The organism is Sorangium sp. So ce128, assembly GCF_051525245.1.
Taxonomy (GTDB): Bacteria; Myxococcota_A; Polyangia; order Polyangiales; family Polyangiaceae; genus Sorangium; species Sorangium cellulosum_B.
Window position 1 is genome coordinate 10,183,835 of record NZ_CP150313.1, and the last position, 24,474, is coordinate 10,208,308.

The 24,474-nt window shown below is 73.9% G+C and carries 17 protein-coding genes; 7 read left to right on the forward strand and 10 right to left on the reverse strand.

Annotation, left to right across the window (positions count from 1 at the left end; genetic code table 11):
- Positions 1-43: 43 nt before the first annotated feature.
- The 4 genes from WME82_RS38540 to WME82_RS38555 all read left to right on the forward strand — a co-directional run bounded on the left by WME82_RS38540 (position 44) and on the right by WME82_RS38555 (position 7,364).
- On the forward strand, positions 44-1,036 hold the full coding sequence (locus tag WME82_RS38540; RefSeq protein WP_438044973.1) for an MvdC family ATP-grasp ribosomal peptide maturase: 993 nt from the start codon (positions 44-46) through the stop codon (positions 1,034-1,036).
- The gene (locus WME82_RS38545) at positions 1,033-2,058 is read left to right on the forward strand and encodes an MvdD family ATP-grasp ribosomal peptide maturase (protein WP_438039416.1); all 1,026 of its coding nucleotides are present in this window, start codon (positions 1,033-1,035) and stop codon (positions 2,056-2,058) included. Before WME82_RS38540 ends, WME82_RS38545 begins: the two co-directional genes overlap by 4 nt.
- A 218-nt stretch (positions 2,059-2,276) precedes the next feature.
- The gene (locus tag WME82_RS38550; RefSeq protein WP_438039417.1) at positions 2,277-6,239 is read left to right on the forward strand and encodes an AAA family ATPase; all 3,963 of its coding nucleotides are present in this window, start codon (positions 2,277-2,279) and stop codon (positions 6,237-6,239) included.
- Between the two features lie 36 nt (positions 6,240-6,275).
- Positions 6,276-7,364, forward strand: a complete 1,089-nt coding sequence (locus WME82_RS38555; protein WP_438039418.1) for an AAA family ATPase — start codon at positions 6,276-6,278, stop codon at positions 7,362-7,364.
- A 33-nt stretch (positions 7,365-7,397) separates the two neighbouring features.
- Here the strand turns inward: WME82_RS38555 and WME82_RS38560 are convergent, their stop codons facing one another.
- The 6 genes from WME82_RS38560 to WME82_RS38585 form a co-directional block, all read right to left on the reverse strand.
- On the reverse strand, positions 7,398-7,748 hold the full coding sequence (locus tag WME82_RS38560; RefSeq protein ID WP_438039419.1) for a hypothetical protein: 351 nt from the start codon (positions 7,746-7,748) through the stop codon (positions 7,398-7,400).
- A gap of 649 nt (positions 7,749-8,397) precedes the next feature.
- Positions 8,398-9,411 (reverse strand): hypothetical protein, encoded by a 1,014-nt coding sequence (locus WME82_RS38565; protein WP_438039420.1) that lies wholly within the window; start codon positions 9,409-9,411, stop codon positions 8,398-8,400.
- Between the two features lie 413 nt (positions 9,412-9,824).
- On the reverse strand, positions 9,825-10,214 hold the full coding sequence (locus WME82_RS38570) for a YidH family protein (RefSeq protein ID WP_437741520.1): 390 nt from the start codon (positions 10,212-10,214) through the stop codon (positions 9,825-9,827).
- 35 nt (positions 10,215-10,249) lie between these two features.
- A complete protein-coding gene (locus WME82_RS38575) occupies positions 10,250-10,969 on the reverse strand; it encodes a molybdopterin-dependent oxidoreductase (protein ID WP_438039421.1) in 720 nt (239 codons plus the stop codon).
- 43 nt (positions 10,970-11,012) lie between these two features.
- Positions 11,013-11,393 carry a dihydroneopterin aldolase gene (locus WME82_RS38580; RefSeq protein WP_437741522.1) on the reverse strand — a complete coding sequence of 127 codons (381 nt, stop codon included), beginning with the start codon at positions 11,391-11,393 and terminating at the stop codon, positions 11,013-11,015.
- 211 nt (positions 11,394-11,604) lie between these two features.
- On the reverse strand, positions 11,605-11,916 hold the full coding sequence (locus tag WME82_RS38585) for a hypothetical protein (protein WP_437711098.1): 312 nt from the start codon (positions 11,914-11,916) through the stop codon (positions 11,605-11,607).
- Here WME82_RS38585 and WME82_RS38590 point away from each other — a divergent pair.
- Positions 11,915-12,220 carry a sigma-70 family RNA polymerase sigma factor gene (locus WME82_RS38590; RefSeq protein WP_438039422.1) on the forward strand — a complete coding sequence of 102 codons (306 nt, stop codon included), beginning with the start codon at positions 11,915-11,917 and terminating at the stop codon, positions 12,218-12,220. The two genes, WME82_RS38585 and WME82_RS38590, sit on opposite strands and share 2 nt — an antisense overlap.
- An 8-nt stretch (positions 12,221-12,228) precedes the next feature.
- Here WME82_RS38590 and WME82_RS38595 read toward each other — a convergent pair whose 3' ends face one another.
- The gene (locus WME82_RS38595; RefSeq protein WP_437852955.1) at positions 12,229-12,969 is read right to left on the reverse strand and encodes a Crp/Fnr family transcriptional regulator; all 741 of its coding nucleotides are present in this window, start codon (positions 12,967-12,969) and stop codon (positions 12,229-12,231) included.
- A 94-nt stretch (positions 12,970-13,063) separates the two neighbouring features.
- Positions 13,064-17,107, reverse strand: a complete 4,044-nt coding sequence (locus tag WME82_RS38600) for a hypothetical protein (protein WP_438039423.1) — start codon at positions 17,105-17,107, stop codon at positions 13,064-13,066.
- Positions 17,108-17,551: 444 nt separating this feature from the next.
- On the opposite strand from WME82_RS38600, the gene WME82_RS38605 reads away from it, so the two are divergent.
- The gene (locus tag WME82_RS38605) at positions 17,552-18,388 is read left to right on the forward strand and encodes a ferredoxin--NADP reductase (protein WP_437852960.1); all 837 of its coding nucleotides are present in this window, start codon (positions 17,552-17,554) and stop codon (positions 18,386-18,388) included.
- A 135-nt stretch (positions 18,389-18,523) separates the two neighbouring features.
- Here the strand turns inward: WME82_RS38605 and WME82_RS38610 are convergent, their stop codons facing one another.
- The gene (locus WME82_RS38610; RefSeq protein ID WP_437852963.1) at positions 18,524-20,770 is read right to left on the reverse strand and encodes a hypothetical protein; all 2,247 of its coding nucleotides are present in this window, start codon (positions 20,768-20,770) and stop codon (positions 18,524-18,526) included.
- 301 nt (positions 20,771-21,071) lie between these two features.
- The gene (locus WME82_RS38615) at positions 21,072-22,220 is read right to left on the reverse strand and encodes a vWA domain-containing protein (protein WP_437852964.1); all 1,149 of its coding nucleotides are present in this window, start codon (positions 22,218-22,220) and stop codon (positions 21,072-21,074) included.
- A gap of 246 nt (positions 22,221-22,466) precedes the next feature.
- On the opposite strand from WME82_RS38615, the gene WME82_RS38620 reads away from it, so the two are divergent.
- Complete coding sequence (locus tag WME82_RS38620) at positions 22,467-24,305, forward strand: PE-PGRS family protein (RefSeq protein WP_438039424.1); 1,839 nt, start codon at positions 22,467-22,469, stop codon at positions 24,303-24,305.
- Positions 24,306-24,474 lie beyond the last annotated feature (169 nt).

Below are 24,474 nucleotides of genomic sequence, written 5' to 3' on the forward strand. Positions count from 1 at the left end.
TGGACCGCCCGCGCCCGTGCGAGAGAGGTACCCTGACGTGACGATGGCGAGCGCGAGCGTCCTCCTGGTCTCGCACTCACAGGACGACTTCGGGATCGGGCGTGTGGCGGAGGCGCTGCGAAGGCGCGGCGCTCGCCCCGTCCGCCTGGACGTCGACCGGTTCCCTCGCGACATCACGCTCTCGACGGCGCTCGGGCCGGGCGGCGTGCGCCGCCGTCTGGAGGACGCCGGGGCCGCGATCGGCGGAGACGAGATCTCCGCGGTCTGGCTCCGGCGCCTCTGGGCGCCGGACCTCGGCGAGGGCATCCCCGAGGAGTACCGCGGCGCGTGCGTGCGCGAGTCGATGGCGGCGCTGACCGGCTGGCTGCGCGGGCTCCCCGCGCGGCGCTGGATCAACGAGCCCGCGGCCGAGGAGCGCGCCCAGGACAAGCTGCGCCAGCTCGCGGCGGCCGCGTCGGTCGGCCTTCGCGTCCCCGAGACGGTGGTGACGAACGACCCGGCCGAGGTCCGCGGCCTCTTCGCGCGCCTCGGGGGGAACGTGGTCGCCAAGATGCTCACGCCCTTCTCGACCAGCCTCGCTGGCGGCGCGCCCTTCGTCTTCACGCACGCCGTCGCGGAGGCCGACCTCGGCGCCCTCGCGGGGCTGCGCCAGAGCCCCATGGTCTTCCAGGAGCGCATCCCCAAGGCGCGCGAGCTCCGCGTCGCCTGCGTCGACGGCCGGTGCTTCCCGGGCGCGCTCGACGCGACCCGCTACGAGTCGGTCGCGGTCGACTGGCGCCACCCGGACGTGAGCGAGATCGGCATCGGGTGGGAGCCGGACGCCCTCCCGCGCGACGTCGAAGCGCAGCTCGGCGCGCTCCTTCGCGCCCTCGGGCTGGTCTTCGGGGCCGTCGACCTCATCCGGACGCCGGACGGAGAGCACGTCTTTCTCGAAGTGAACCCCGCCGGCGAGTGGGGCATGCTGGAGCGGGATCTCGGCCTGCCGATCGCCGACGCGCTGGCGGAGGCGCTGCTCGCTCCGACGGAGAACCGGTGACAGTCCTCATCATCACGCACAGCGAAGACAACGAGTGCATCGACCGCGTCGCCGCCGCGATCGCCAGCCTGGGCGGCCGGGCCTTCCGTTTCGACACCGACGCCTTCCCGGCGGGGGCGCGGCTCTCGCTTTCGTCGGGCGCCGGGGCGGGCCGCTCCACGCTGACCACCCGGGACGGCGCCCTCGACCTCGGCGACGTGACCGCCGTCTGGTATCGCCGGGTCGCCTACGGCGCCAGGCTGCCCTCGTCGATGGATCCGCAGCTCCGGAGCGCGTCGGTCCACGAGGCGAAGCAGACAGCGGAGGGCATGCTCGCGGCGTTCCGCGTCCCGCAGGTCGACCCCTTGCCGGCGGTGCGCTTCGCGTCGAACAAGCAGGTGCAGCTCGACATCGCGCGCGAGGTCGGCCTCGACACGCCGCGCACGCTCACGACCAACGACGCCGAGGCGGCGCGGGCCTTCGCCGCGACCTGCCCGGGCGGGGTGATCGCCAAGATGCTCTCGTCGTTCGCCGTCTACCGCGACGGCGAGGAGCAGGTGGTCTTCACGAACGCCCTCGAGGCCAAGGACCTCGCGGACATGCGGGGGCTCTCGCTCTGCCCGATGACCTTCCAGGAGAACATCCCGAAGGCGCGCGAGCTGCGGGTCACGGTCGTGGGCGAGCGCGTCTTCACGGCCTCGGTCGACTCGCAGGCGGCGCCCGGCGCCGAGGTCGACTGGCGCCGGCAGGGGCTCGAGCTCATCGACGCCTGGCGCAAGGACACGCTCCCGCCCGACGTCGAGACGGGCGTGCTCCGGCTGATGGATCAGCTCGGCCTCAACTACGGCGCGATCGACATCCTCCGCACGCCGGACGGCCGGCACGTCTTCCTCGAGGTCAACCCGTCCGGCGAGTTCTTCTGGCTGGAGCGGAACCCCGGGCTCCCCATCAGCGAGGCGCTCGCCGAGGTGCTGCTCGGCAAGGCGCCGCGGCGCGGCTCGTGGAGCGCCTTCCTCCACACGCCGGCGACGCATCCCCGCTGATCCGGCGGCGCAGCGCCGCCGAGCGGACGCTCGGTGCCGTCCGCCCGCCCGCCCGCCGCCTCCAGCACGACACGACCTGGCGCTCCCCTCACCGGACGGACGGGCGCCGCGCAACGCGCCCCGGCGCCGCGCGGTGCGGCTTGACAACGCCCGGAGGTTCCGCACTTGCTATCCGTTCAGGGGAGGGCACCGCCCCCCTGCGCCCGGCAAGCGATCTCGTGAAGATCCTAGAGCTCCACCTCCTCGCGTTCGGCCCCTTCACGGATCTCCGGCTCGACTTCTCCTCGCCGTCGCCGGGCCTCCACGTCGTCTACGGCCCCAACGAGGCCGGGAAGAGCACCGCGCTCCGGGCGATCCGCGGCCTGCTCTACGGCATCCCGCACATCACGCCCGACGCCCACGTGCACCACAACACCGATCTCCGCGTCGGCGGCCGGCTCGCGGGCAGGGGCGACGCCGCGCTCGCGCTCGTCCGCCGCAAGGGGCGCGTGAAGACGCTCCGCGACCCGGACGACAACCCCCTCGACGACGCCGCGCTCGCGCCGGTGCTCGGCGGCGTGACGGAGGAGCTCTTCCGGACCTCCTTCGGGCTCACCCACGAGACGCTCCGCCAGGGCGCCGAGGCCCTGCTCCAGGGCAAGGGCGACGTCGGTCAGAGCCTGTTCGGCGCGGGGCTCGGCGGGCCGGGGCTGCAGCAGCAGCTCGCCACGCTGCGCCAGGAGGCGGACGAGATCTTCACGCCCCAGGCGAGGACCCGCCCCCTCAACGAGGCGATCAAGGCCTTCGAGGCGGCCCGCAACGGGGCGAGGAGCGCCGCTCACCCGCCCGCGGACTGGACGCGCAAGCGGCAGGAGATCGACGAGCAGCGGGCCGAGCAGGAGCGCGTCGACGCGGAGCTGCGCGCGCTCCGGTCGACCGACAAGCGGCTCCGGCGCGCGCTCCGGGTGCTCCCGCTGCTGGAGGCGCGGCGCGCGATCCTCGGCCGGCGCGCCGCCCTCGGCCACGTCGTCCTGCTGCCCGAGAGCGCGCAACGCGACCGCGAGGACGCCCAGGATCGCGCCGCCGACGCGAGCGCCCAGGCCTCGCGGCTCCGCGCCGACATCGCGGAGCTCGAGGCCCGCCACGCCGCGCTGGAGGTCCCCGCGTCGCTCGCCGACCTCGACGCGAGCGCGATCGACGGCCTCGTGACCCGGCTCGGCAGCCACCGCAAGGCCGCCGTCGACCTGCCGCGCGTCCGGGCGGAGCTCCACGGCGTCGAGGATGACGCGCGCGCGATCCTCCGCAGGCTCGGGCGGGACGCCTCGCTCGCCGGCGGCGACGACCCCGAGCGGCTGGAGGCGATGCGCGTCGACGTCGCGACCGAGGCGCGCATCAAGAAGCTCGCCCGCGAGCGCGGCGCCGCCGAGGCCAAGCCGCGCGAGGTGGAGCGGCTGCTCTCGGCGCACCGCGCGCGGCGCGACGCCTGCGCGCGCAGGCTGGCCGAGCTGCCGCCGGGCGAGGACCCCGCCCCGCTCCGCGGCGCGCTCTCTCGCGCGCAGAAGCAGGGCGACCTCGAGCACCGCCTCCGCGAGGCCGCCGCCGCGGCGGCGCAGCTCGCCCGCGACGCCGACGTGCAGCGCGATCGGCTCGGCCTCGGCGCGGCCGCGAAGCGGGCGCGCCTTGACGTTAGCGACGCGGCCGCGAAGCGGGCGCGCCTTGACGTTGGCGACGCGCCCGAAGGCCGGCCGCTCTCCGCGGCCGAGGCGAGCGCCCTGCCCGTCCCGCTCCCCGAGACGGTCGACCAGGCGGCCGCGCAGTGGGGCGCGCTCGCCCGGGAGCGCGAGCGGCTCGGCGAGCGCGCCGCCGAGATCGAGGCGCGCCTCCGCGAGAGCGCCCGCGAGATCGACGCGCTCCAGCGCGCCGGCGCCGTCCCCACGGAGGCCGACCTCGCCGAGGCGCGCGAGCGCCGGGACGCCGCCTTCAAGGCGCTGGTGCGCGCCCTCCAGGCGAAGGCGGGCGCCCGCGCGGCGGCCGCGTCGATCCACACCGCCTCGCTCTTCGACCTCGGCGCGGACGCGCCCGCCTCGCCCGGGGGGCGGCGCAGGCCGTCGCTCGCCGCGCGCGACGAGCCGCCGGCCGCCCGGGGGAAGCCCGACGACTACGCCGACCTGGTCCGCGCCGCCGACGCCCTCGCCGATCGGCTGCGCCGCGAGGCCGACCGGGTCGCCCGCCTGGCGCGGCTGCTCGCGGACGAGGCGCGGGCCCAGGCGGACCAGGCGCAGCTCGCCGCGGAGCGCGCCGCGCTGGCGCGCCGGGCCGAGGAGGCCGAGGCCGCGTGGATCGAGCTGTGGCGGCCCGCGGGCGTCGCCCCGCGCTCCCCCGAGGAGATGCGCGGCTGGCTCGGCCGCTACGCGACCTTGACCGCCACGGTCGACCGGCTGCGCGCCGCGGAGGCCGAGGCCGAGGCGCTGCGGGCCCGGATGCAGGCGCACGCCGCCGAGCTCCACGCGGCGCTCCAGGGCGCCCGCGCCGCGCCGGGCGCCTCGCGCGGCGACGCGGCCGGCGCGGGCTCGCGCGGCGACGCGGCCGGAGCGCTGGAGGACGCGCCGGCGCGCCTCCCGGCGCTCGTCGAGGCCGCGGAGCAGGAGCTCGCGGCCATCGAGGGCGCGGCCCGGGAGCGCAAGGAGCTCCTGCGGGAGCGCAAGGAGCTCGAGCGCGAGATCGAGGACCTCGAGCGCGAGCAGGCGCAGCACGCGCGCGCGCTCGAGGCGTGGCGGGCCGAGTGGGCCGAGGGCGTGCGGCCGCTCGGCCTGCCCGGCGATGCCTCCGCGGACGAGGCCACGGCGATCCTCGACGAGCTCGGCGCGCTGTTCCGCAAGGCGGACAGCGCCGCTCACGAGCGCCGCCGGGTGCGCGGCATGGAGCGCGACGCCCGGGCCTTCGGGGCCGACGTCGCGGAGCTCGCGTCCCGGCACGCGCCGGATCTCGCCCTGCTGCCGGCGGATCAGGCCGCCGATCAGCTGATCAAGCGCCACCACAAGGCGCGCGCCGACCTGCGCGAGCGCGGCGAGATCGCGCGGAGCCTGGCCGACAAGCGCCGCGAGCTGGATCAGCAGGAGGCGCGCCGCGCGGCCGCCGAGGCGCGCCTCGCCAAGCTCTTCGAGGCGGCGGGCGTCCCGCGCGGCGGTGACGACGCCGACGACGTCGCCGCGCTCTCCCTGGCGGAGGAGCGCTCGCGCGAGGCGCGCCGGCTCGACCGCGAGCTCGTCGAGAACGAGGGCAAGCTCCTCGAGGCGGGCGAGGGCGCGGGCATCGCCGCGCTCGAGCAGGAGACCGCCGGGGTGGAGCGGGACGCGCTCGCGCTCGAGCTCGACCGGGCGGAGGAGCGCCTCGCGGCGCTCGAGGACGAGCGGCGCCGGATCGACAGGGCGCTCGGGAGCCTGGAGCAGGAGCGCGAGCACCTCCGGGCGACGGTGGGCGCCGCGGAGGCCGCCGCGGAGGCGCAGATCTGCCTCTCGCACCTGCGCGGCGAGGTGCGCCGCTACGTGCGGGCGCGCCTCGCCGCGGTGCTGCTCGAGCGCGAGATCGAGCGCTACCGCGAGCGCAACCAGGGCCCGATCCTGGCGCGCGCGAGCGCGCTCTTCCACCGCCTGACGCTGGGCGCCTTCGCCGGCCTCCGGGTGGGCTACGACGAGAGCGAGCAGGCGATCCTCCGCTGCGTCCGCGCGGCGTCCGGCGCGGCGGTCGGCGGAGCATCGGCCGCGAGGGCGCCCGCGCCGGACGGCGCGGCGGAGCCCGCGAAGGCGCTCGCGGACGCAGCGCCAGAGCCCGCGAAGGCGCCCGCGGACGCAGCGCCAGAGCCCGCGAAGGCGCCCGCGGACGCAGCGGCGGAGCCCGCGAGGGCGCCGGTGCAGCGCGAGGTGGACGTGACGGGCCTGAGCGACGGCACGCGCGACCAGCTCTACCTCGCGCTGCGCCTCGCGAGCCTCGAGCACCACGCCCGCACGGGCGAGCCGATACCGCTCATCCTGGATGACATCCTGATCCACTTCGACGACGACCGCGCCCGGGCCGCCCTCGCGGTGCTCGGCGAGCTCGCGGGGACGACGCAGGTGCTGTTCTTCACGCACCACGCGCGGCTCTGCGAGCTCGCGCGCGAGGCGGTGCCGGCCGACGTGCTCCGCGAGCACCGCCTGCGGTAGCAAGGCCGGTGACCGCGATACGCTATCCTGGGCGGGATGACGGTCCAGGAGCTCCACGTCGCGGGATACCGCTCGATCCGGGAGCTGACCCTCCCCCTCGCGCAGGTCAACGTCATCGTCGGACCGAACGGCGTCGGCAAGACCAACCTCTATCGCACCATGGTGCTGCTCGGCTCCGCGGCGAGCGGTACCTTTGCGCGCACGCTGGCCGAGGAGGGGGGGATGCCCTCGGTGCTCTGGGCTGGCCAGCGCAGAAAAGGCCCGGTGCGGATGACGCTGCGGGTGCGGCTGGATCAGCTCGTCTACGAGCTTCAGTGCGGGCTGACGCCGCCGCCTGGAGGGCCGTTCGAGCTGGACCCGGACATCAAGGAAGAGGGCCTCTGGTTGCTCGACAAGCGCCGCCGCCTGCCGATGCTGGAGCGGGCCGCGGGCTCGGCCTTCGCGCGCGACGCGGACGGCCACCGCGTGACCTTTCCCTTCTCGCTCTGGGGCTCCGAGTCGGTGCTGGCGCAGGTGGTGGAGCCGCACCGCTTTCCGTTGCTCTCGGTGGTGCGGCAAAAGCTGATGAACTTCCGGTTCTATCACCACTTCCGCACCGACTCCGGCGCGCCGTTGCGGGTCGAGCAGGTCGGGGTGCGGACGCCTGTGCTCAGCACCGATGGCCACGATCTGGCCGCGGCGCTGGCGACGATCCTCGATATCGGCGACAGGGGCGCCTTGAAGGATGCCGTCTCCAGCGCGTTCCCTGGCGCGTCGCTCGAGGTCTCCTCGACGCAGGGGCGGTTCCGCGTCGAGCTCGGGTTGCCAGGGATGTCGCGGCCGCTCGACGCCCGCGAGTTCTCGGACGGCACGGCGCGCTATCTCTGCCTCCTGGCGGCGCTGCTGAGCCCGAGGCCTCCGCTGCTGATGGCGCTGAACGAGCCGGAGACGAGCCTGCATCCGGATCTGCTCGGGCCGCTCGGGGATCTCCTTGTGCACGCGGCATCCCGGAGCCAGCTGTGGATCACGACGCACTCCCGCCCGCTGGCGGAGCGGATCCGGAAGGCGACGCCCTGCCGGCTCATCGAGCTTGGCAAGAATGGTGGAGAGACGGTGCTGGCAAGCGGCGCGACGGAGGATGAATGACGTCCGCCATCAACGACAGAGGTCTCGTCGTGTTCATTCGATGATCCATCGAAGCACGGGACCAGCGACGACGACGAAGGCCGCGTGGCCCGGAAGCACAGGACTATCCCCGCCGAGCCACTGCACATGGGCGCTCGTCGACCAGCCCAGCGGCCCTGCGAAGTACGAGTTGACCTGCGCATGCCCGCCTATCGCCACCCCGGCGACGCGCCCGCACAAGGCGACGCCGCACGACGGCATGTCGTAGAGCCCGACCGATGGCCCCAGACTGAAATTGCCGTCCTCCCACGCGACGCCGACGTCGAGTGATGTCTGATTGTAGACGCCGAGCCCCCCGTCCCGGGTCGCCAGGAGGATGGTGCACAGGTCGTGGACCGTGAACAAGAAGTCTCGCTCGAAGGGCCACGATATCGCCGCTTGTGGACCCACCGCGGGGCGAGAATCGGCGCCGATCTGAATCCACCCGAGGCTCGCACCGGCGCTGATTTCGGCCGCTCCTGCTCGCGCCGGTGCGGCGAGGAGCGGGAGGACGACCACAGCCGCCCATGGGATCTTCTGCCAGCCTCTTGTGCCCATGGTACCTCCCCTTTCCCCCAGCGGACGAGCGACGTGACGACGCGAGCCGTCCTACTGACGGTGAAATTGGACGTCAACCGAGATCCTGGCGGGGACGTCCCGATGGACGTGGGTCGTACCGTCCAGAGATTGCGCCCGTCGCGCGCCGGCCTGCGAGGCGCGAGTGCTCTCAGGCGCCAAGCAGCGGCGGCGCCGCCTCCGCTGCGTCGAGCAGGGCAGCTGGTTCCTGGAAGGCGCTCGCCGCGGAGGCAGGCGGCGTAGAGCTCCCGATGCGGGCGTCAGAGAGCGGCCCGCCCCGGTGATGGGCAATCAAGGGTGAGGTTGTCGAGAAGCCACTCGCTCGCTCTCCGATGCGGTCGAGGTGCTGCTGAACGCCCGCGGGTGAACGCCCGCGGTTCAGAGAGTGATCCGGCAAGCCCCGGCGTCGCCGTCTTCGAGGTGACCGCCGGCGACACGCTCACTCCGGACACGGCCCGACGCACCCCACGCCGCCGCAGTCGACGCCGGCCTCGTCGCCGTTCTTCACGCCGTCCGTGCAGGTAGGGGCCTCGCAGACGCCAGCCCAGCACACGCCGCTCGTGCAGTCCTCGCCGGTCTGGCAGCCCCGGCCCGGCGCGCAGCGCGGGCAATACTGCTTGCCGCAGTCGACGCCGGACTCGCGGCCGTTCTTCACCCCGTCGCTGCAGGTCGGGATCATGCAGGTCTCGTTCATGCACACGCCGCTCATGCAGTCCGTGGCCGCGCGGCAGCGGTCCCCCGCCTGGCAGGGCCGGCACGGGCCACCGCAGTTGAAGCCGGTCTCTCCGCGACCGGCGTCCTGCACGTCGTTCACGCAGTGCTCCGGCACGCACCAGACGCCGTCACACGCGCGCCCGCCGGGACAGAGCAGCGACGCGTCCGTGTCGACACACTGCACGCAGGCGCCCTCATGGCACCGCCCCTCGCCCGAGGCAGGACACGTGACCTCGTTCAACAGGAGATGCCGCGGCTCATCGATCTCGCAGACGTCGAGGGTGCACTGGTTGCCATCATCGTAGATGTCCTGGGCCGCCGCGCTGACCACACGGCCATCGGCTGTACACTCCTCGATCTTGCAGTCGCCCCGGAGCTGCGACGCGAGCGGACCTTCGTGGATCTCCACCGCGCACGCGCCGTCCACGCACCGCCCCGCGCCGCACCGCGGGTCGGGCGGGCCAGGGCACCCCGCGTCGCTCTCGCAACCGAGGGGCGGCACGGGCACCCCGGAGCACTTCTCGGTGCCCTCCTCGGTGCCCTCCGCGCACTCGTCGCAGGTGAGGCACTCCTTGAAACACTCCGAGCCCTGCTCGCCACGCGAGCCCTCCTCGCCGCGCGCGCAGCAGATGACCTTGCCCGGCTCGCCGCACACGCAGCGCTCATCGACGCAGACCGTGCCCGGCACGTACTGGTGGCTCGACTCGCAGTCATCCGTGACCGCGCAGTCTCCGCCCATATAGGGCACGTCACTACATGCAAAGAACGTCGCTGGGCCGATGAGAAGAATGAAACCAACGAACCAAGGCGCGATGGGCCTACCCATGCTCCAGTCCTCCGGCACGAGGCTGAGGCGCCGGCACCCTGGCGGCCCCAATCCGCCGGGGTGTCGTTTGCCTGTCATCCGAGGCGCGCACTATGCCGCGTCGGGCCCGCGGTCGTCACGCAAGTTTTCGCCAGAATGCGCCGCTGGCGAGGCGGTCTTCCAGCAGGGCAGGCGCGCTGTCGACGGGAGGAAAAACGGTGCTCGTCAACGGAAAGCCGCTGACGGACACCGTGTTCTCCGCCGGGCCGCGAGGAGGGGACGTGCGTGGCCGCGCGCCCCTGCTCACCGGGTCGCGTCGCGTCACGCTGGGACGCTTCGTCTCCGGCTCACGAGGCGAACAGCCAGGCGATGCTCGCCGCGCCGGCCAGGAAGATCGCCGCCGTGAAGATCAGGATCGCCGTCCGGTCAGGGCGATACTCCCCCCGATCGATGGCGCGAGCGACGCGCAGGTAACGCATCGCGGCCCACGCGATGAGCGCCATCCCGAGCACGACCATCCCCGCGCCGACGCCCACGACCTCGCGCAGCAACGACCGCGGCCCTCCCGGCGCGGCCGGCGGCCCCACCTCGAGGAAGTAGAGGCTGACCCGGTTGAGCGTGATGCCGAAGCTGAGCAGCGCGATCGCCGTGCGCACGTAGGCGAGGTGCGTCCGCTCGTTGGCCAGGTGCTCCCTCGCGTAGGCCTCCGTGCGCTTCACGCTCTCCTCGCCGGGCATGGTGGCTCGCCCTCCTCGTCGCGCGGCGCCCCGCTTCAGCAGCGGCCGTACCGATCGTCGAACCACGGATACGCCGTGTTCGAGTAGCCGCGGACCTCCCAGAACCCCGGCTGATCCGCCGCGGTGAACGTGATCCGCCGGATCCACTTCGCGCCCTTCCAGGAGTAGAGCTGCGGCGTGATCATCCGCACCGGGCCCCCGTGCTCGCGCGGCAGCGGCTTGCCCTCCCAGGTGTGGACGAGCAGCACGTCGGGCAGCATGGCCTCCTCGAGCGGCAGGTTCGTCGTGTAGGGGGTCTGCGTGCCGGGCGCGATGTCGCTCGCCTCGATCAGCACGAAGCGCGCGTCCGCGAGCGGGCGCGCGCGCTCCGCGAGGGCGGCGAACCGGACGCCGATCCAGTGGTTGTCCAGGCGGCTCCAGGTGGTCACGCAGTGGAAGTCGGACACGTCGAGCGTCTGCGGCAGCGCCATGAACTCTTCCCAGGAGTAGGTCCGCGGCGCCTCGCAGAGCCCGTCGATCTCGAGCTGCCAGCGCTCGATCGGGATGTCCGGCGTATCGCCGAGATCGAGCACCGGCCAGTTCTTCACCTCGCGCTGACCGATCGGCAGCCTCGGCATCCCGTGCCGGTTCGGCGGCCCGCTGCCCATCGGCGCGCGCCCGTCGAAGGCGCCCTTGCCGCGCGCCGCTTGCCGCGCGGCGAACGCCTGCTTGCGCTCGATCAACGACCTCGCCCGCCGCCCCGCGTCGTCCCCCATGACGTGACCATGGCGAGAGCTCTGGACGCCTGCAAGAGCGAGCTCATCCGACCTTGCGGCCCGAGAGCTCCACGGATGCGGCATCCACCGACACCGACGTCGGGGGGCCGAACTTCTTGACCTGAACGGTCACGAGCAGGGCCGGCGTGTCGTCGAGCACGCGCTCGATGATGCGCTCGGCGAGCGTCTCGAGCAGCTTGTACGACGCGCTCGTGCCCGATTCGACGACGAGGTTCGCGAGCCTGTCGTAATCGAAGACGCGCGCGCGCGTGTCCGCTCGAGGCAAGAGCGAGATCGGGAGCTCCACCTCCAGGCACACGACGAAATCCTGGGGCAGGTCGCGCTCGGCGCGAGACACGCCGTGCTTGGCGCGAAAGCGGATGCCGTCAAGGCGGATCCGGTACGTCTGGATCGCGGACTCCATCGGCGCCCCCTAGCACGCCTTCCGGCCGGCTTCCGCCGCAAGAATGCCAGGCGGCAGGCTCGCCCGCTCGCCGCGGCCTTCCCGGCGCGCGGCGGCCGTCTCGGCGGCGCGGGCGGCCTTCCCGGCGCGCGGCGGCCGTCTCGGCGTGTCCCGGCGCGGGCGGCCTTCCCGGCGCGACCGCCCTCCAGGCGCGCGGCGGCTGCGCGCCACGTCAGAGGAGAGGCCGCTTGAAGCACACGGCTTCGATCTTCGCGGTCATCTCGCTGCGCAGGAACTGCACCGGCTCCCAGCCTTCCTGCCCGAACCGCTTGAGGACCGGGTTCCATCCGGCCGTTGTGGTCACCTCGAACACCTGACTGTCGCTGACGCGCGCCGTCTCCACGTCCACGCACCGAACCTCCCACCGGGGCGGATCGGTCCCCGCCTGCACCGGTGGCACCAGGAAGCGCGGCGCGACGTACGACGCAGAGCAACCGAAAAGAAATGCGACGGCGATGGCTGTCCCGGAGCTGAGCTTCGGCATGAGCGGTCCTTTCCTGCGGGGTCGACTCGCGAAGGCGTATCGACGCTTCGTGCGCCACGTCAACTGGGAACGGCGCGCGCGCCGGCTCGCCGACGCGGAGGCCGCCGTCGCGGGGCGCGTCGTGGCAGCGCTCCAGGAGGACCAGCGCACGGTGCTCGAGCTCGCCTATTTCGAGGGGCTCTCCCTCGTGGAGATCGGCGAGCGCCTCGCGGTGCCGGTGGGCACCGTCAAATCCCGCCTCTCGCGCGCGCTGGACAAGCTGCGCGCCACGCTCCAGGAGCCGCCGCGCGCCGCCGCGGGCTGACGCCATCCCTAGCGCTTACGCGTGAGCGCCTCGCGGTCCTTCACGATGAGGCGCCGCCCCGCCGCGTCGAGCACCCCCTCCTTCCGGAACGCCCCGAGCGTCAGCGTCACCGTCTCGCGCGTCGACCCGATCACCTGGGCGATCTCCGCGTGCGTGATCGGCGCCGAGATCAGCGTCCCACGCGGCGTCGGCACGCCCCACCGCTCCGCCGCGTGCAGGAGGAACTCGGCGAGGCGCCCTCCCACGTTCTTGAAGAGCATCGACTCGATCCGGTCCTCGGTCTCCCGCTGCCGCGCGACGAGCAGCGCGAACACCGCGCCCCCGAGCCCCGGGTGCTGGGCGCAGAGCTCGCGGACGAGCGCGAGCGGCACCCGGACCACCTCGGCCTCATCCATCGCGATCGCCCGCTCCGTCCGCGTCTCCAGCCCGCCGAGGCACGACTCGCCGAGCACGTCGCCCGTGCCGCGGTAGCTGAGCGGGAACGCGGCCCCCGCCTCGTTGACGCGCTCGACCCGCGCGCGCCCCCGGCCGAGCACCACCAGCGTGTCCGCGGGGGCCCCCTGCTCGAAGATCGCCGCGTCGGACGCCACCACCTCGAGCACCGCGGCGTCGGTGACCGCCTCCCGTACCTCGCGATCCACCTGCGCGAACAGCGAGGAGAGCCGGAAGGCGCGCGCCACCCGAGCCTTCACGGGATCCATGGGCTGGCGGCCAGCATCCTGCGCGTACTGGGAATCCAGATCGCTCACGGTAGGGAACAAAAGAGTAATCCATCCCGCGTGGGTTGACACACAGGAATCCCCTGCGACCGAGGCCCGGCGCAGGGCGAACGGAGCGCCTCGCTCAGCGTCCGTCGCGGTCGAGCTGCACGACGATGTCCCGGTCGAGCGCGCTGTCCGCCGCGCGGGCGAACTGCTGGAACTTCGTATAGGCATCGGGCTGCACGCGGCCCGCGGGCAGCTCGAGGAAACGATCGAGGACCAGCGCGCCGCCCTCCATGCGATCGTTCACCCGCACGGCGCGCCCCGCGTCGTCCGCCGTCGACGGAGCGAGCTTCGTGATCACGCGCGCGCCCGCGGGGAGCTTGACGCGGAGCCGCACCTCCGAGCGCGTCGCGATCTGCTCCGACAGGTAGAGCGGCGTCTCGCGGACCGGCAGGCTGGCGAGGCTGGCCACGCGCACGCCGAAGGGCGGCGTGATGACCAGCTCCCCTCCCTGCGCGCGCGCGAAGCTCGCGGCGGCGATCTTCATCTTCAGCGTGAGCGGCCGGTCGATCTCGCTCAGCTCCTTGATCTCGATCGCCTGGAGCCGCGCCCCCGGCACCATCTGCGGCAGGAGGCGCGACTCGACGGCGTCCCTGAGCTGGGCGTCCGGGAGCGACTCCAGCGCCGAGCGCAGCGCGATCGCGAGCTTGCCCTCGTAGCGCTGCTCGATCGCCAGCGAGGCCGAGCCGTCCCTCGCCACCTCGGCGACGCCCTCCGTGACCACGCCGTCGTGCGCGCCGGACGAGGGCGTCACCTCGCGCGGCGTCCCCGGCTTCAGCACGATCGCCGGCTGCCCGCGGAGGGAGCTCGGCAGGTAGCCGTACGGCGCGAACTTGTCGCGCACGAACATCCAGCGCACCGCGCCCGCGCCGGGCTTGTCCCCGGTGTCGAGGCGGACGGCGAGCGCGTTGAACGTCTCGGCCTCGCTCATGGGCCCGCGCGGCGGCGCGGTGAGCCGGTCGCTCACGACGCCGTAGCCGGCGTCGATGCCGACCAGGCGGCACAGGTAGAGGAACGCCTCGGTCCGGTTGCCGCTCTTGCCGATGACGACGCGGCGGCCGTCGTCCTCGCGCCCCGGCTCCACGTTGGCGAGCACCCACCGGTAGATCCGGCGCGCCTGCTCGTCCTTCGACGGCGCCGCTCCCCCGCCCTCGCCGCGCGCACCCTCCGCGGCGCCGGCGGCCTTCCCCTGCTCGCCGCCGCCCGCTGCCGGCGAGCGCGGCGCGAGCGGCGTACGCGCGATTGCCCGCGCGATGCGCACGAGCCGCGGATCGCGCGGCGTCTCGTCGGCGGCCGCGTCGACCATGCGCGCGATCGTGCTGTCCAGGCGGATGCCCCAGCCGATGCGGATGTTCGGAAGGAACTCCGAGATCGGCGCGCTCGCCGGCTCCTCCGGGAGCGCGGGGCTCTTGTCGACCCGGTAGCGGCGCGTGACGAGCGCGCCGGACTCGACGATCTCCGGCGCCGGGACGGCGCCGGAGGCCTCCACGTCGAGCGGCCGGCTCTTCGGCGACACGACGATGAACTCGCTCCGCCAGTAGGGGACCTTCTCCTCGCGGAAGAACCAGCGCGGGCCCTGGAACGTGAGGCCCCCCTGCCCGTCGCCGCGCAGCACGAACAGGTTCTCCACCTCGATGTAGTCGCCCACCTCGAGGTGGGGCATCGTCACGGTCGGCTTGTCCTGGATGAACTCCGGCTCGTGGATCGACCCGTCGCGCTTGACCGTGCGGAGCTTGAGCACGAGCCCCTCGGGCATGCGTTGCTCGGCGTGCTCCTGGATGGCCTCCCGCGACTGGATCCGGATGATCTCGTGCTGGAGCATCCGCGCCGAGCCGTCCTCGTGGACCCACATGGCCGCATAGTCGAGCACGCGCGCCGCCGTGCCCGGCATGACCTCGCCCGAGGCCTCGTGCTCGGCGATCACCTTCTTCGAGTCCAGCCGGTACGGGCTGAGCTCCGTCGTGCCGTCGAGCAGCTCGATCGCGTCGCGCAGGCCCGAGGTGTCGGCGCCGGTGCGGATCGCCTCGATGAGCGCCTTCTGGAGCGCGTCGCGCTCTCCCCGCGCGAAGCGCGCGTCCGCGAGCGCGAGGCGCGCGTCGGCGTCGTCCGGCGACTTCGCGAGCGCGCGCTCGAGCTGCTCGAACGACTCGGCGCGCTTGCCGGCGCGGGTCAGGAGGTCGGCGATGCGCGCGGCGATGTCCTTGCGGTCCTTGCGGGCGGAGCCGAGGCGCTGGAGCTCCTTGATCGCCGCCGCGTAGTCGCGGCGATCGATCGCCCTCTCCAGCTCGATCTCCGCGTCGGGATCGAGCTCCCGGATGCGCGCGGCCAAGGCGTCGGCCTGCGCGATGTGCCCGTCGCCGTCGTGGATCCGGAGGAGCGCGCCCAGCACCTCGATGTCGTCCGGGAAGCGCGCGGCGGCCTCCTTCACGGTGCGGACGTGCTCGACGCGCCAGCCGAGCCGCGAGTACATCCCGGCGAGCGTCTTCAGGAGGTCGGGCACCTCCCGGAAGCGGTCGGCGAGGGCCTCGATCGTGCGGGTCATCTCGGACAGGCCGACCTTGTCGGCCTCCTCGAGCGCGAGCCAGAGGCGGGGGAACCAGAGCTCCGGGTCCTTCTCCGCGGCGCGCGCGCGCACGTCCTTCACGAGGTCTTGCCCGTCGGACGCCGGGAAGATCGGGTCCTTCTCGAGGAAGACCGCCTGGGCCGCGAGCGCGGGGCCGGTGGCGCGCGCCGGATCGGCCACGAGCGGCTCGATCAGCACGGCGCTCACGTCGTCCTGGCCCTCGAGGTGCGCGATGGTCGCGGCGAGGTACCGGGCGATCGGATCGCCCACGTCGCGCTCGGCGGGGGGCGCGCCGCGCAGGCCGAGCGCGCGCGCCACCTTCGGCGCGGGCTGCGGCGGCACGCCGAGCGCCGTGAGGAACGGCTCGATGGGGTTGGGATCCGGCAGGACCTCGGGCGGGACGAGCGAATAGGGCGGCGTCGGATCGGCGGACGTGGCCACGCCGAGGGGCGTGCCGTCGGGCGCGAGCAGGCGGATGGAGGTGTCGCGGCCCCCGACGCGGGCGAGGATGCGGTGCCGGCCGGGGCCGAGGCGCAGGCGGACGCCGAAGCGGGGCCAGATCCCCCACTGCTTCGTGTCGCGCGTCAGCACCTCGACGTCGTCGACGAGGATGGCGTAGGCCCCCTGGACGGCGATGAGCATCTCGCGCTCGGCGGGCAGGTCGACGAAGGTCTCGACGTAGAAGATGCCTCCGCTGGCCCCGCCCTCGCCGGGCCCCTCCGGCGCGACGGCCGAGAGCTGGCAGCCGCGGCGCTCGGCGCCGAGCACGCGCGGCGGGCCTCTGCGGTGGGGATCGCGCGGGAACACGGGCGGCCAGGGGCCGGCGCGCTCCGCCTCGTAGTGGACGCGGTGGTCGCTCGCGGCCAGGTGGCCGAACGGGCCGGCGAAGCGGGCGTTCTCGATGCACCCGTAGCGGCGCGCCGCGTGGTCGATGAGCGGCACGGCGGGCGCGGCGCCGCGGGCGTCGTCGGCGGTCCCGGCGGCGCCGTCCGGGCGCGCCGCGGCGGCCTCGTCGGGCAGCCCGTCGAGGCTCCACCACTCGACGAGCTCTCCGCGCGCGCGCCAGCCCAGCTTGCCCGGGTGGTCGATGGCGCGAAGGACGACCTCGCGGGACTTCTTCCAGAGGCCCGCGACGCTGGAGCGCAGGCCGAGCAGGCGGTTCGCGGCGAACCAGCCCACGAGCGGGGCGTCGGGGTGCGCGCTCACCCGGGCGGCGTCCAGCGCATCGAGGTAGGCCGCCGCCGCGCGCGCGTTGCGGCCGTGCCCCTGGTCGTCGATCGCGCGCCCGAGCGACGCGAGCATCGATTTCGCGCCGATCCCCTCCAGGCGCTTGCGCGCCTCCCTGGCGCCGGCAGGCGTGCCGCCCGGGACCAGGAGCTCTCCGAGGAGCCAGCGGCCGACGACCTCGCCGTCGGCCGAATGCGCGCCGGCGTCGCGGAGCGAGGCGATGGGGTCTTTCGCGCCGGGCGCGGTGACCGCGCCGCAGGCGCCGAGCGCGAGGGCCAGGGCGGCGGCGCCGGCGAGCCGGGCGAGCGTGGAGAGGGGGCGAGGAGCGCGCATCGGCCCGGTCCTTAGCGCGAGCGACCGCGTGCGCACAGAGACGCCGCGCGGCGCAGCGCTCCTGGCCCGCCCGGCCCGTGAGCGCCCCGCCCGGCCCGCCGTCGTCGCCCGACCCGCGGCATGCGGTCTCCGCGGCGTGTGGGCAGCGGCTCCAGGGGCATCGTCAAGGAGCGCCGTCGCCCCTAGAGAACGGCGCGCCACGAGGTCGTGCGCGACAACGTGGCGACGCTCTGCGGAGCCACCGAGGACGGCCCCATGGGTCGATGGTGATCTTGATTATCATTTGCATCATTGCTATGTGAAGCGGCGAACTCATGGAAGACGACCTTGCGGTAGAGCTCGGCGCGCTCGCGCACCGCGGCGCCGCCCCGCTGTCTTGATCGGGGAGCGCGCTCTTTCGAACCACCTCGCCGCGATGCTTTCGCACCGACAAGGATGAACGACATGGTACCCGGTTACACAGAAGAGACGGTGCTTGAGGTCCACCACTGGACGGACAAGCTCTTTACGCTCAAGACCACCCGCTCGCCGAGCTTCCGCTTCGCGAACGGGCAGTTCTGCATGATGGGGCTCGTGGTCGCGGGCAAGCCGCTCGTCCGTGCGTACTCCCTCGCGAGCGCAAACCACGAGGAGACGCTCGAGTTCTTCTCGATCAAGGTGCCGAACGGCCCGTTGACCTCGCGCCTGCAGCACATCGCCGTCGGCGAGACGATCCTCGTCGGCAAGCGCGCGACGGGCACGCTCACGATCGGCAACCTGCGGCCGGGCCGGACCCTGTGGCTCCTGGCGACCGGGACCGGCCTCGCGCCGTTCCTCAGCGTCGTCAAGGACCCCGAGACGTACGAGCGCTTCGAGCGCGTGGTCATCACGCACACGTGCCGTCGCGTGCAGGACCTCGCCTATGCGCGCTACCTCGAGCACGAGCTCGCGGCGGACGAGCTGCTCGGCGAGATCGTGCGGCCCAAGCTCCGCTACTACCCGTCCGTCACCCGCGAGGCGTTCAAGACCGAGGGCCGGATCACCGCGCTCATCGAGTCCGGCCGCATCTTCGCCGATCTGGCGCTGCCCGCGCTCGACCCCGCGCACGACCGGCTGATGCTCTGCGGCAGCTCGGAGATGCTCGCCGACACCGCCGCGCTCCTGGAGTCCCGCGGCTTCGAGGAGGGCAACAGCGGCGAGCCGGGCGACTACCTCGTGGAGAAGGCCTTCGCGGGCGAGAAGCGCTCCCCGCTCGCCAGCGCGTCGCCGGCCGAGAGCACGAACCTGTCCGGCCCGGCGTGACGTCGCGCGCCGCGCGTCGGGCTGCGCCCGGGCCCACGCGTCGGCGTCACGGCGGGCGCGCGGATCGATGCGGCGCGCAGGCCGCGGTTTCGGATCTGGACCGGGGGCACCGCCCGCCCCGGTCCAGACCGCGGCTCACACGCTCGCTTCGACAGCGCTGGCGACCTGCTGGAGGAGCACCGTCTGTTCGATCACCTCCGGCGGCACGCCGACATCGTCGCGCACGACGGCCACATCCCCGCGCGCGCCAGCCACGTCCTCGCGCGCCACCGCCACGTCCTCGGGCGCCACGGCCACATCCTCGGGCGCCACCGCCACGTCCTCGCGCGCCACCGCCACGTCGTCCCGCTCCGCCGCCCGGCGCAGCGCCGCGATCTCCGCCTGCGCGGCGACGAGCGCCTGCTCGAGCGCCTCGTGGAGCGCCGGCGGAGAGCCGGACGTGTCGCGCGCCTCGGTCAGCTCGCGCTCGAGCTGCGCGATCTTCCATCCCGCGGCGCGCAGGTCGGCCTCGCTCGAGGCGGCGCTCCGCGCCAGCGCGTCGAGCTGCTGCCGCAGCGCCTCCACCGCGCCGCCCGGCCCGCCCTGCCCCGCGAGCGTTCCACCCTGCCCGCCGTCCGCCGCCTGGCCCGGCCCGCCGTCGTCGGCCGACGCCGACGCGAAGACCGTCCCGAGCTCGTCGACGAGCTCCTTGCCCACCCGCTCGCTCTCGCGCAGCTGCGCCATGAGCGACGCGATGACGTGGCCCCGGTCGCGCAGCGCCTCCTCGAGGCCCGCGATCTCCGCGGCCGCCGCCTCGCCTGCGTCGCGCTTCTCGAGCTCCGATGCCCGCTGCTCCAGCGCGACGACGGTCTGCTCGAGCTCCACGATCCGCGCCTCGAGCAGCAGCCTGCGCGCGTCGAGGGCGCTCCGCTGGTCTTCCAGCGCGCGGCTCTCGCGCTCGTTCCGGTCCGCCCGCTCCTTCTGCCGGTCGCGGTCGCGCGCGAGCTCGGCGCGGGCTGCCTCCAGCTCCTCGACCCTGCCCCCTGCGCGCCGCGCCTCCTCCAGCGCGCGCTCGCTCTCCTGCGCGCGCCTGCGCGCCGTGTCCCGCTCCGACGTGAGCTTCGAGAGCTCCCGCCGCGCCCCCGCGGCGGCGGCCTCGAGCTCCCCCACGCGCGCCGCGAGCGCCGGGTCGGGCGCCGCCACGGCGGGCCGCGCCTCGAGCTCGGCGATCCGGGCGCGCGCGGCCTCGAGGTCGGCGGTCACGGCGTCGAGGCGGTCGCGGGCGCCGGCGATCTCCGGCTTGTTGCGGATCATGCCGAGCTCGAGCTCGACCTTGGTCCGCACCCGCTTCTCGTCGTCGAGCTGCTTGGCGAGCCGGGTCGCGCGATCGCGCTGGCTGCGGAGCTCCTCCTCCATGTCGCGGATCTGGTGCGACAGGCGCTCGGCCCGGACGTGGGCGTCGCCCGCCCTGGCCTCGACGTCGCGGAGGCGCGCCGCCCTGGCCTCGATCTCGGCCTCCGCCTCGGCGAGGCGCGCGGCCGTGGCGACCGCGCTCTCGGCGCGGACCCCGGCGTCCTCGCGGTCGCGCTGGTGCCGGGTGCGCAGCTCCGCGAGCTCGCCCCCGAGCCGCTGCGCGCGGCCCTCGGCCTCGCTGAGCGCCTCGGGCGACGCGCCGGCGCTCGCGCCCGGGAAGTCGGCGAACGGCAGCTCGATCACGGCGAACGCGTCGAGCCTGGGCAGGCGCTCGCCGGCCACGGCGATGAACCACTCGGGCTCCTCGGACGCGTCGAGGATCGACGTGTCCACGCTGACCTCGGGCTCGCCCTTCGGCGCGAACTCCGCGACCGTGTAGCCGACGAACGGCGCCTGGCCGACCATCCGCACCTGCTTGAACTGGAGCGCCACGAGGTCGTAGAGCGCGTAGTAGCCAGGAGCCGCGCCGCGGCTCGCGCCCGCGGGGAGCAGGCCCCGCGCGGCCTCCGGGTTCGGCGACGCGATGACGGCGACGCCGCTCGCGGCGGTGAGGCGTCGGGCGCGCCGGACGACCTCGGCGGGATCGCCGAAGAGGGAGAGATCGGGGATGACGAGGGTGTCGAAGGCGCCGTCGCGCACGCCCAGGTCGCCGTCGAACACGGCGACGTTCGGGTGCGGCTGCCGGGTGGGCGCCGTCCGCGCGAGCTTCTCGGCGACGCGCGCGGCGTCCGGGTCGTAGGCATGGACGAGGCGGGCTCCGCGCTGGAGCAGCCGGTCAGCGAGGCCGATGGTGGCGTCACCCACCACCGCGACCCGCCGGCCGCGCACGAGCGGCTCGAGGTAGGCGCTCAGCACCAGGGCGGGATGGAGCGCGGCGGGGGCGGCGTGCCGCGGCGAGCCTGCGGCGGCGAGGGAGGACTCCTTCGTCATGGTTCCGTCCTCTTACGGCTCTGGGGGCCCGGAGTCCACAAAGCGCAGTGCAGAGTTGCAAGGCGGCGCTCACCGCGCCGGGCGCCGCCGGGCGCCGCCCGCGCGCGCCGGTCCGACGCCTTCGTGCCGGCCCCACGATCCGCGCCTCCACGCCGTCAGCGTGGTGAGCCGCCTCACCCATGACGCTTCGCGTCTGCGCCGCATGTTCCTGGGCCTCTCCGTCGCTCCCGCCGTCGTCTCCACGACATCGGCGGTTCGCCCTCTCTCCTTCGAGATCGAGCGGTCCTTCTGCTGCGCTCGGTCAGAGGATCACGGTCTCGCAGCCGAGGAGGATCTGGATCTTCGCGATGGAGGCGCCCCTGGCGGCCTCGCAGGTATCGGGGCACAGCACGAGGGCCGCGGGAGAGGCCGGGTCGTCGTAGCGCCAGCCTGGGCCGTCGCAGCCGGGGCGCTGCGGCAGGATCTCCTGCGATGCGCCGTCGAGCCCGAAGAGGACGTTGACGTCGTCGAACGCGACCTGTCCGCCGGCCACCTGGGAAGGGACCTCGACCTCGCACGGGAGCGCCTGCCCCGTGACCTTCGCGAGCGCGTTCTGGAACTCGACGGCGATGTTGGTCGCCCCGACGAGGACGGCGGCGTCGGTGCCTCCCGCGGCCGCGACCTGGTTGGCGAAGCTCTGGTTCACGCCCGGGAGCCCGATCACGAAGGTGCGCACGGGGGTGCCGTAGCGCGCGCCCGCCGCCGCGAGATCCGCGATGGCGTCCGGGTCTTCCGGGTTCACCCCGGCGCACTGGGCCGCCGGCCCCTGGGGCTGCCCATCGGTGACGAGCAGCACCGCCGAGGCCTCGCCGGGGTGGTTCTTCGCCACGTCGATGCCCTGGAGCAGCGCGCCGCCCAGCGCCGGATAGACGGGCGTGCTCGCTCCGTTCGGCGACTCGGCCTCGATGGCCGCGACGATGGCGCCCGCGTTGTCGGGGAGCGGACCGAACGGGACCAGCGGCTCCCTGTACGCCTCGTGGTCACAGGCCGGCACGTCGTCCGCCACCCGCGGAAAGAAGCGCAGCGCCACGCGCACGCCGGCGAACCTCGCGCTGTTGACGAACGCCGTCAGGCCGGCCTTCGCGCTGGTCCACTTGTCGGCCACCATGGGGTCGTTGCCCGCCATCGAGGACGACTTGTCCATCATGATGTAGAGATTGAGCGGGACCGCGATCGCCTCCTCGGTGACAAGGCCACACGCGGCGTCCGGATCGAGGACTTCGACAGGCGCGTCGGTCGACAGCCCGCCATCCGGATCAAAGGTCCCGCCCGAGCCAGCTCCGTCCGAAGAGGAAGAGGACGAGACAAGGCCAGCTCCTGAGTCCGGTGCACACGCGCCATGGAGTCCCATGGCGACGGCGAGCCCAACCATGGAAGCGAGCGAGGTGGGGTGGAGCGATTCGAGGCGCATGGGATGAACAGAGGACAGCGAGGACGGCGCGGAAGCGGGAAGGTACGCAGACACAGAGTACCGGAGACGGTGACAGGCGCGAGGGGCGAATCGCGGAATCGTGAGCTGGCTCGCGCCGGCGCAGCACATAACGGCGTGGGCGGACGGCTGTTGATGCCGGCCGCAATGTGGCGCACAGCCCCGTTGTGATTGGGAACGAGCAAGACAAAGTCTTTTCGAAAAGCGCGTGAAGGTGCAGAATTAAGCATGCGCGCACAATTCTTCCTCGAGACGGCATCTCTGCTCGCATTTCTCTCGGCGATCGGCTGCGCGGAGAGCAGCTCGATCGACGACCCCATCGGGCCGTTCGAGGGCACGGGAGGCGGCTCGGGCGCGGGCGGCGAGTCCTCCGCGAGCAGCAGCACCACGACAGCGTCATCGAGCAGCGCCGCCGCCGCGAGCGGCTCGGGCGGGAGCGAGGGCAGCTCGGGTGGGGGTGAGGGCGGCTCGGGCGGGGGTGAGGGCGGCTCGGGTGGAGAGGGGGGCAGCGAAGAGGCGGGCGGCGGCGGCGCTGGGGGCACGGATCGATGCGCGCTGGGGTGCTTGCCGGGCACACACGACGTGGACGGCAATCCCCTCACGGGGGACGAGTGCGGCTGTGAATACGCGTGTACGCCGACCGCTGCGGGAGAGGCGGGCGAGGATCCGATCGACGCCGAGTTCATCGACGACAACTGCGACGGCGGCGACGGGCTCGTGGAGCAGTGCATCTACGTCTCGGCGAGCACGGGGGACGACGCCAGCAGCGGGACGCGCAACGCGCCGGTGGAGACGATCGCCAAGGCCATCCAGGTGGCGCAGGCGGGCGCGGTGCCGGCGATCTGCCTGTCGGGCGAGCTGTACCAGGAGGCGGTCACGGTCGCGTCCGGCATCAGCATCTACGGTGGGTTCGATCACGCCAACGCTGACTTCAAGTTCCGGAGGACGAGCTCGGTGACGACCACCGTGCGCGCGACAGGCACGGTGTTCCACGCGCCGTCGATCACGCAGCCGACGCACATCGAGGGCCTCTCGATAGAAGCGCTGAGCCCGTCGTCGGCCGGCGCGAGCACCTATGGAGTGCGCCTCGGCGGGGGGACGGCGGATCTCTTCGTGCGGTTCAACCAGATCGACGTGGAGGAGGGCCGGGCCGGCGCCGCGGGGACGAACGGGGCGGCGCACATGGTGGGGACGGCAACGGCGGGGAATGCGGGAGAGCGGGGCTGCAATGACTGCAGCGGCCTCGGCAATGCAGGCCCGGCGCCCACATGCGACGAGCCTGGCGGGAGAGCTGGATATGGCGGACATGGCTCGAACACCGGAGCGGCGGGCCATCCCGGCAGCCAGGGCGCGGCGGGCGGCGCGGGCGGCGCCACATCGAGCTGCCTGGACCCAGGCCCGCCGGGTCCCAATGGCACACCGGGCACGGCTGGGTCGCAGGGGACGCCGGGGACGGGGGGCGCGAATCTCGGCAGCATCGCCTCCGGCGTCTACCAGCCTGCGAACGGCACCAACGGGCAACCGGGAACGAACGGCGGCGGCGGCGGCGGCGCGGGCGGCGGCGGCGGCGGGACGTGTCCTGTAGGCATCGACGATCGCGGCGGTGGCGGCGGCAGCGGTGGATGCGGCGGGCTTGGCGGCCGCAGCGGCACTGCGGGCCGGGGTGGCGCCGGGAGCTTTGGAGTTTTCGCGGCGGCTGGCCGGGTGGTGGTCTCCCGCAACGAGATCACATCCGGGAAGGGCGGCAACGGCGGCCGCGGCGGCAACGGCGGAGCGCCGCAGTTCGGCGGGAACGGCGGCCCTGGCGGCCCCGGTCCTGATGACGGCCGCAGCGGCGGCGTCGGCGGAAAAGGTGGCAATGGCGGCGACGGCGGCCCGGGCGCGGGCGGCGGGGGTGGCCCGAGCGCCTGCCTGGCGCGATCCGCGAGCGTCACCTTCACGTTCCGAGAGAACAGCTGCTCGACCGGCGCCCCCGGGTACGGCGGCGCCGGCGGCACGACCCCGAGCGGCGGCGCCGCGGGCGCGGGGCAGGAAGGTAAGGCGGCCGCGAACCTGCAGATCAACTGATCAACGATGCTGAGTTCGAGGAGCTATCTCCCACACGTCTGCTCCGAAGTCCATGGCGCTTGCGCCCTGGCGGCAAGCATGATGTCGCCGGCCGTGTCGACGGCAACGTGACCCATGAAAGGCGATCTGGACTCGATCGCTCCCGGAGCGGACGAGCCTGCCAGTCCTG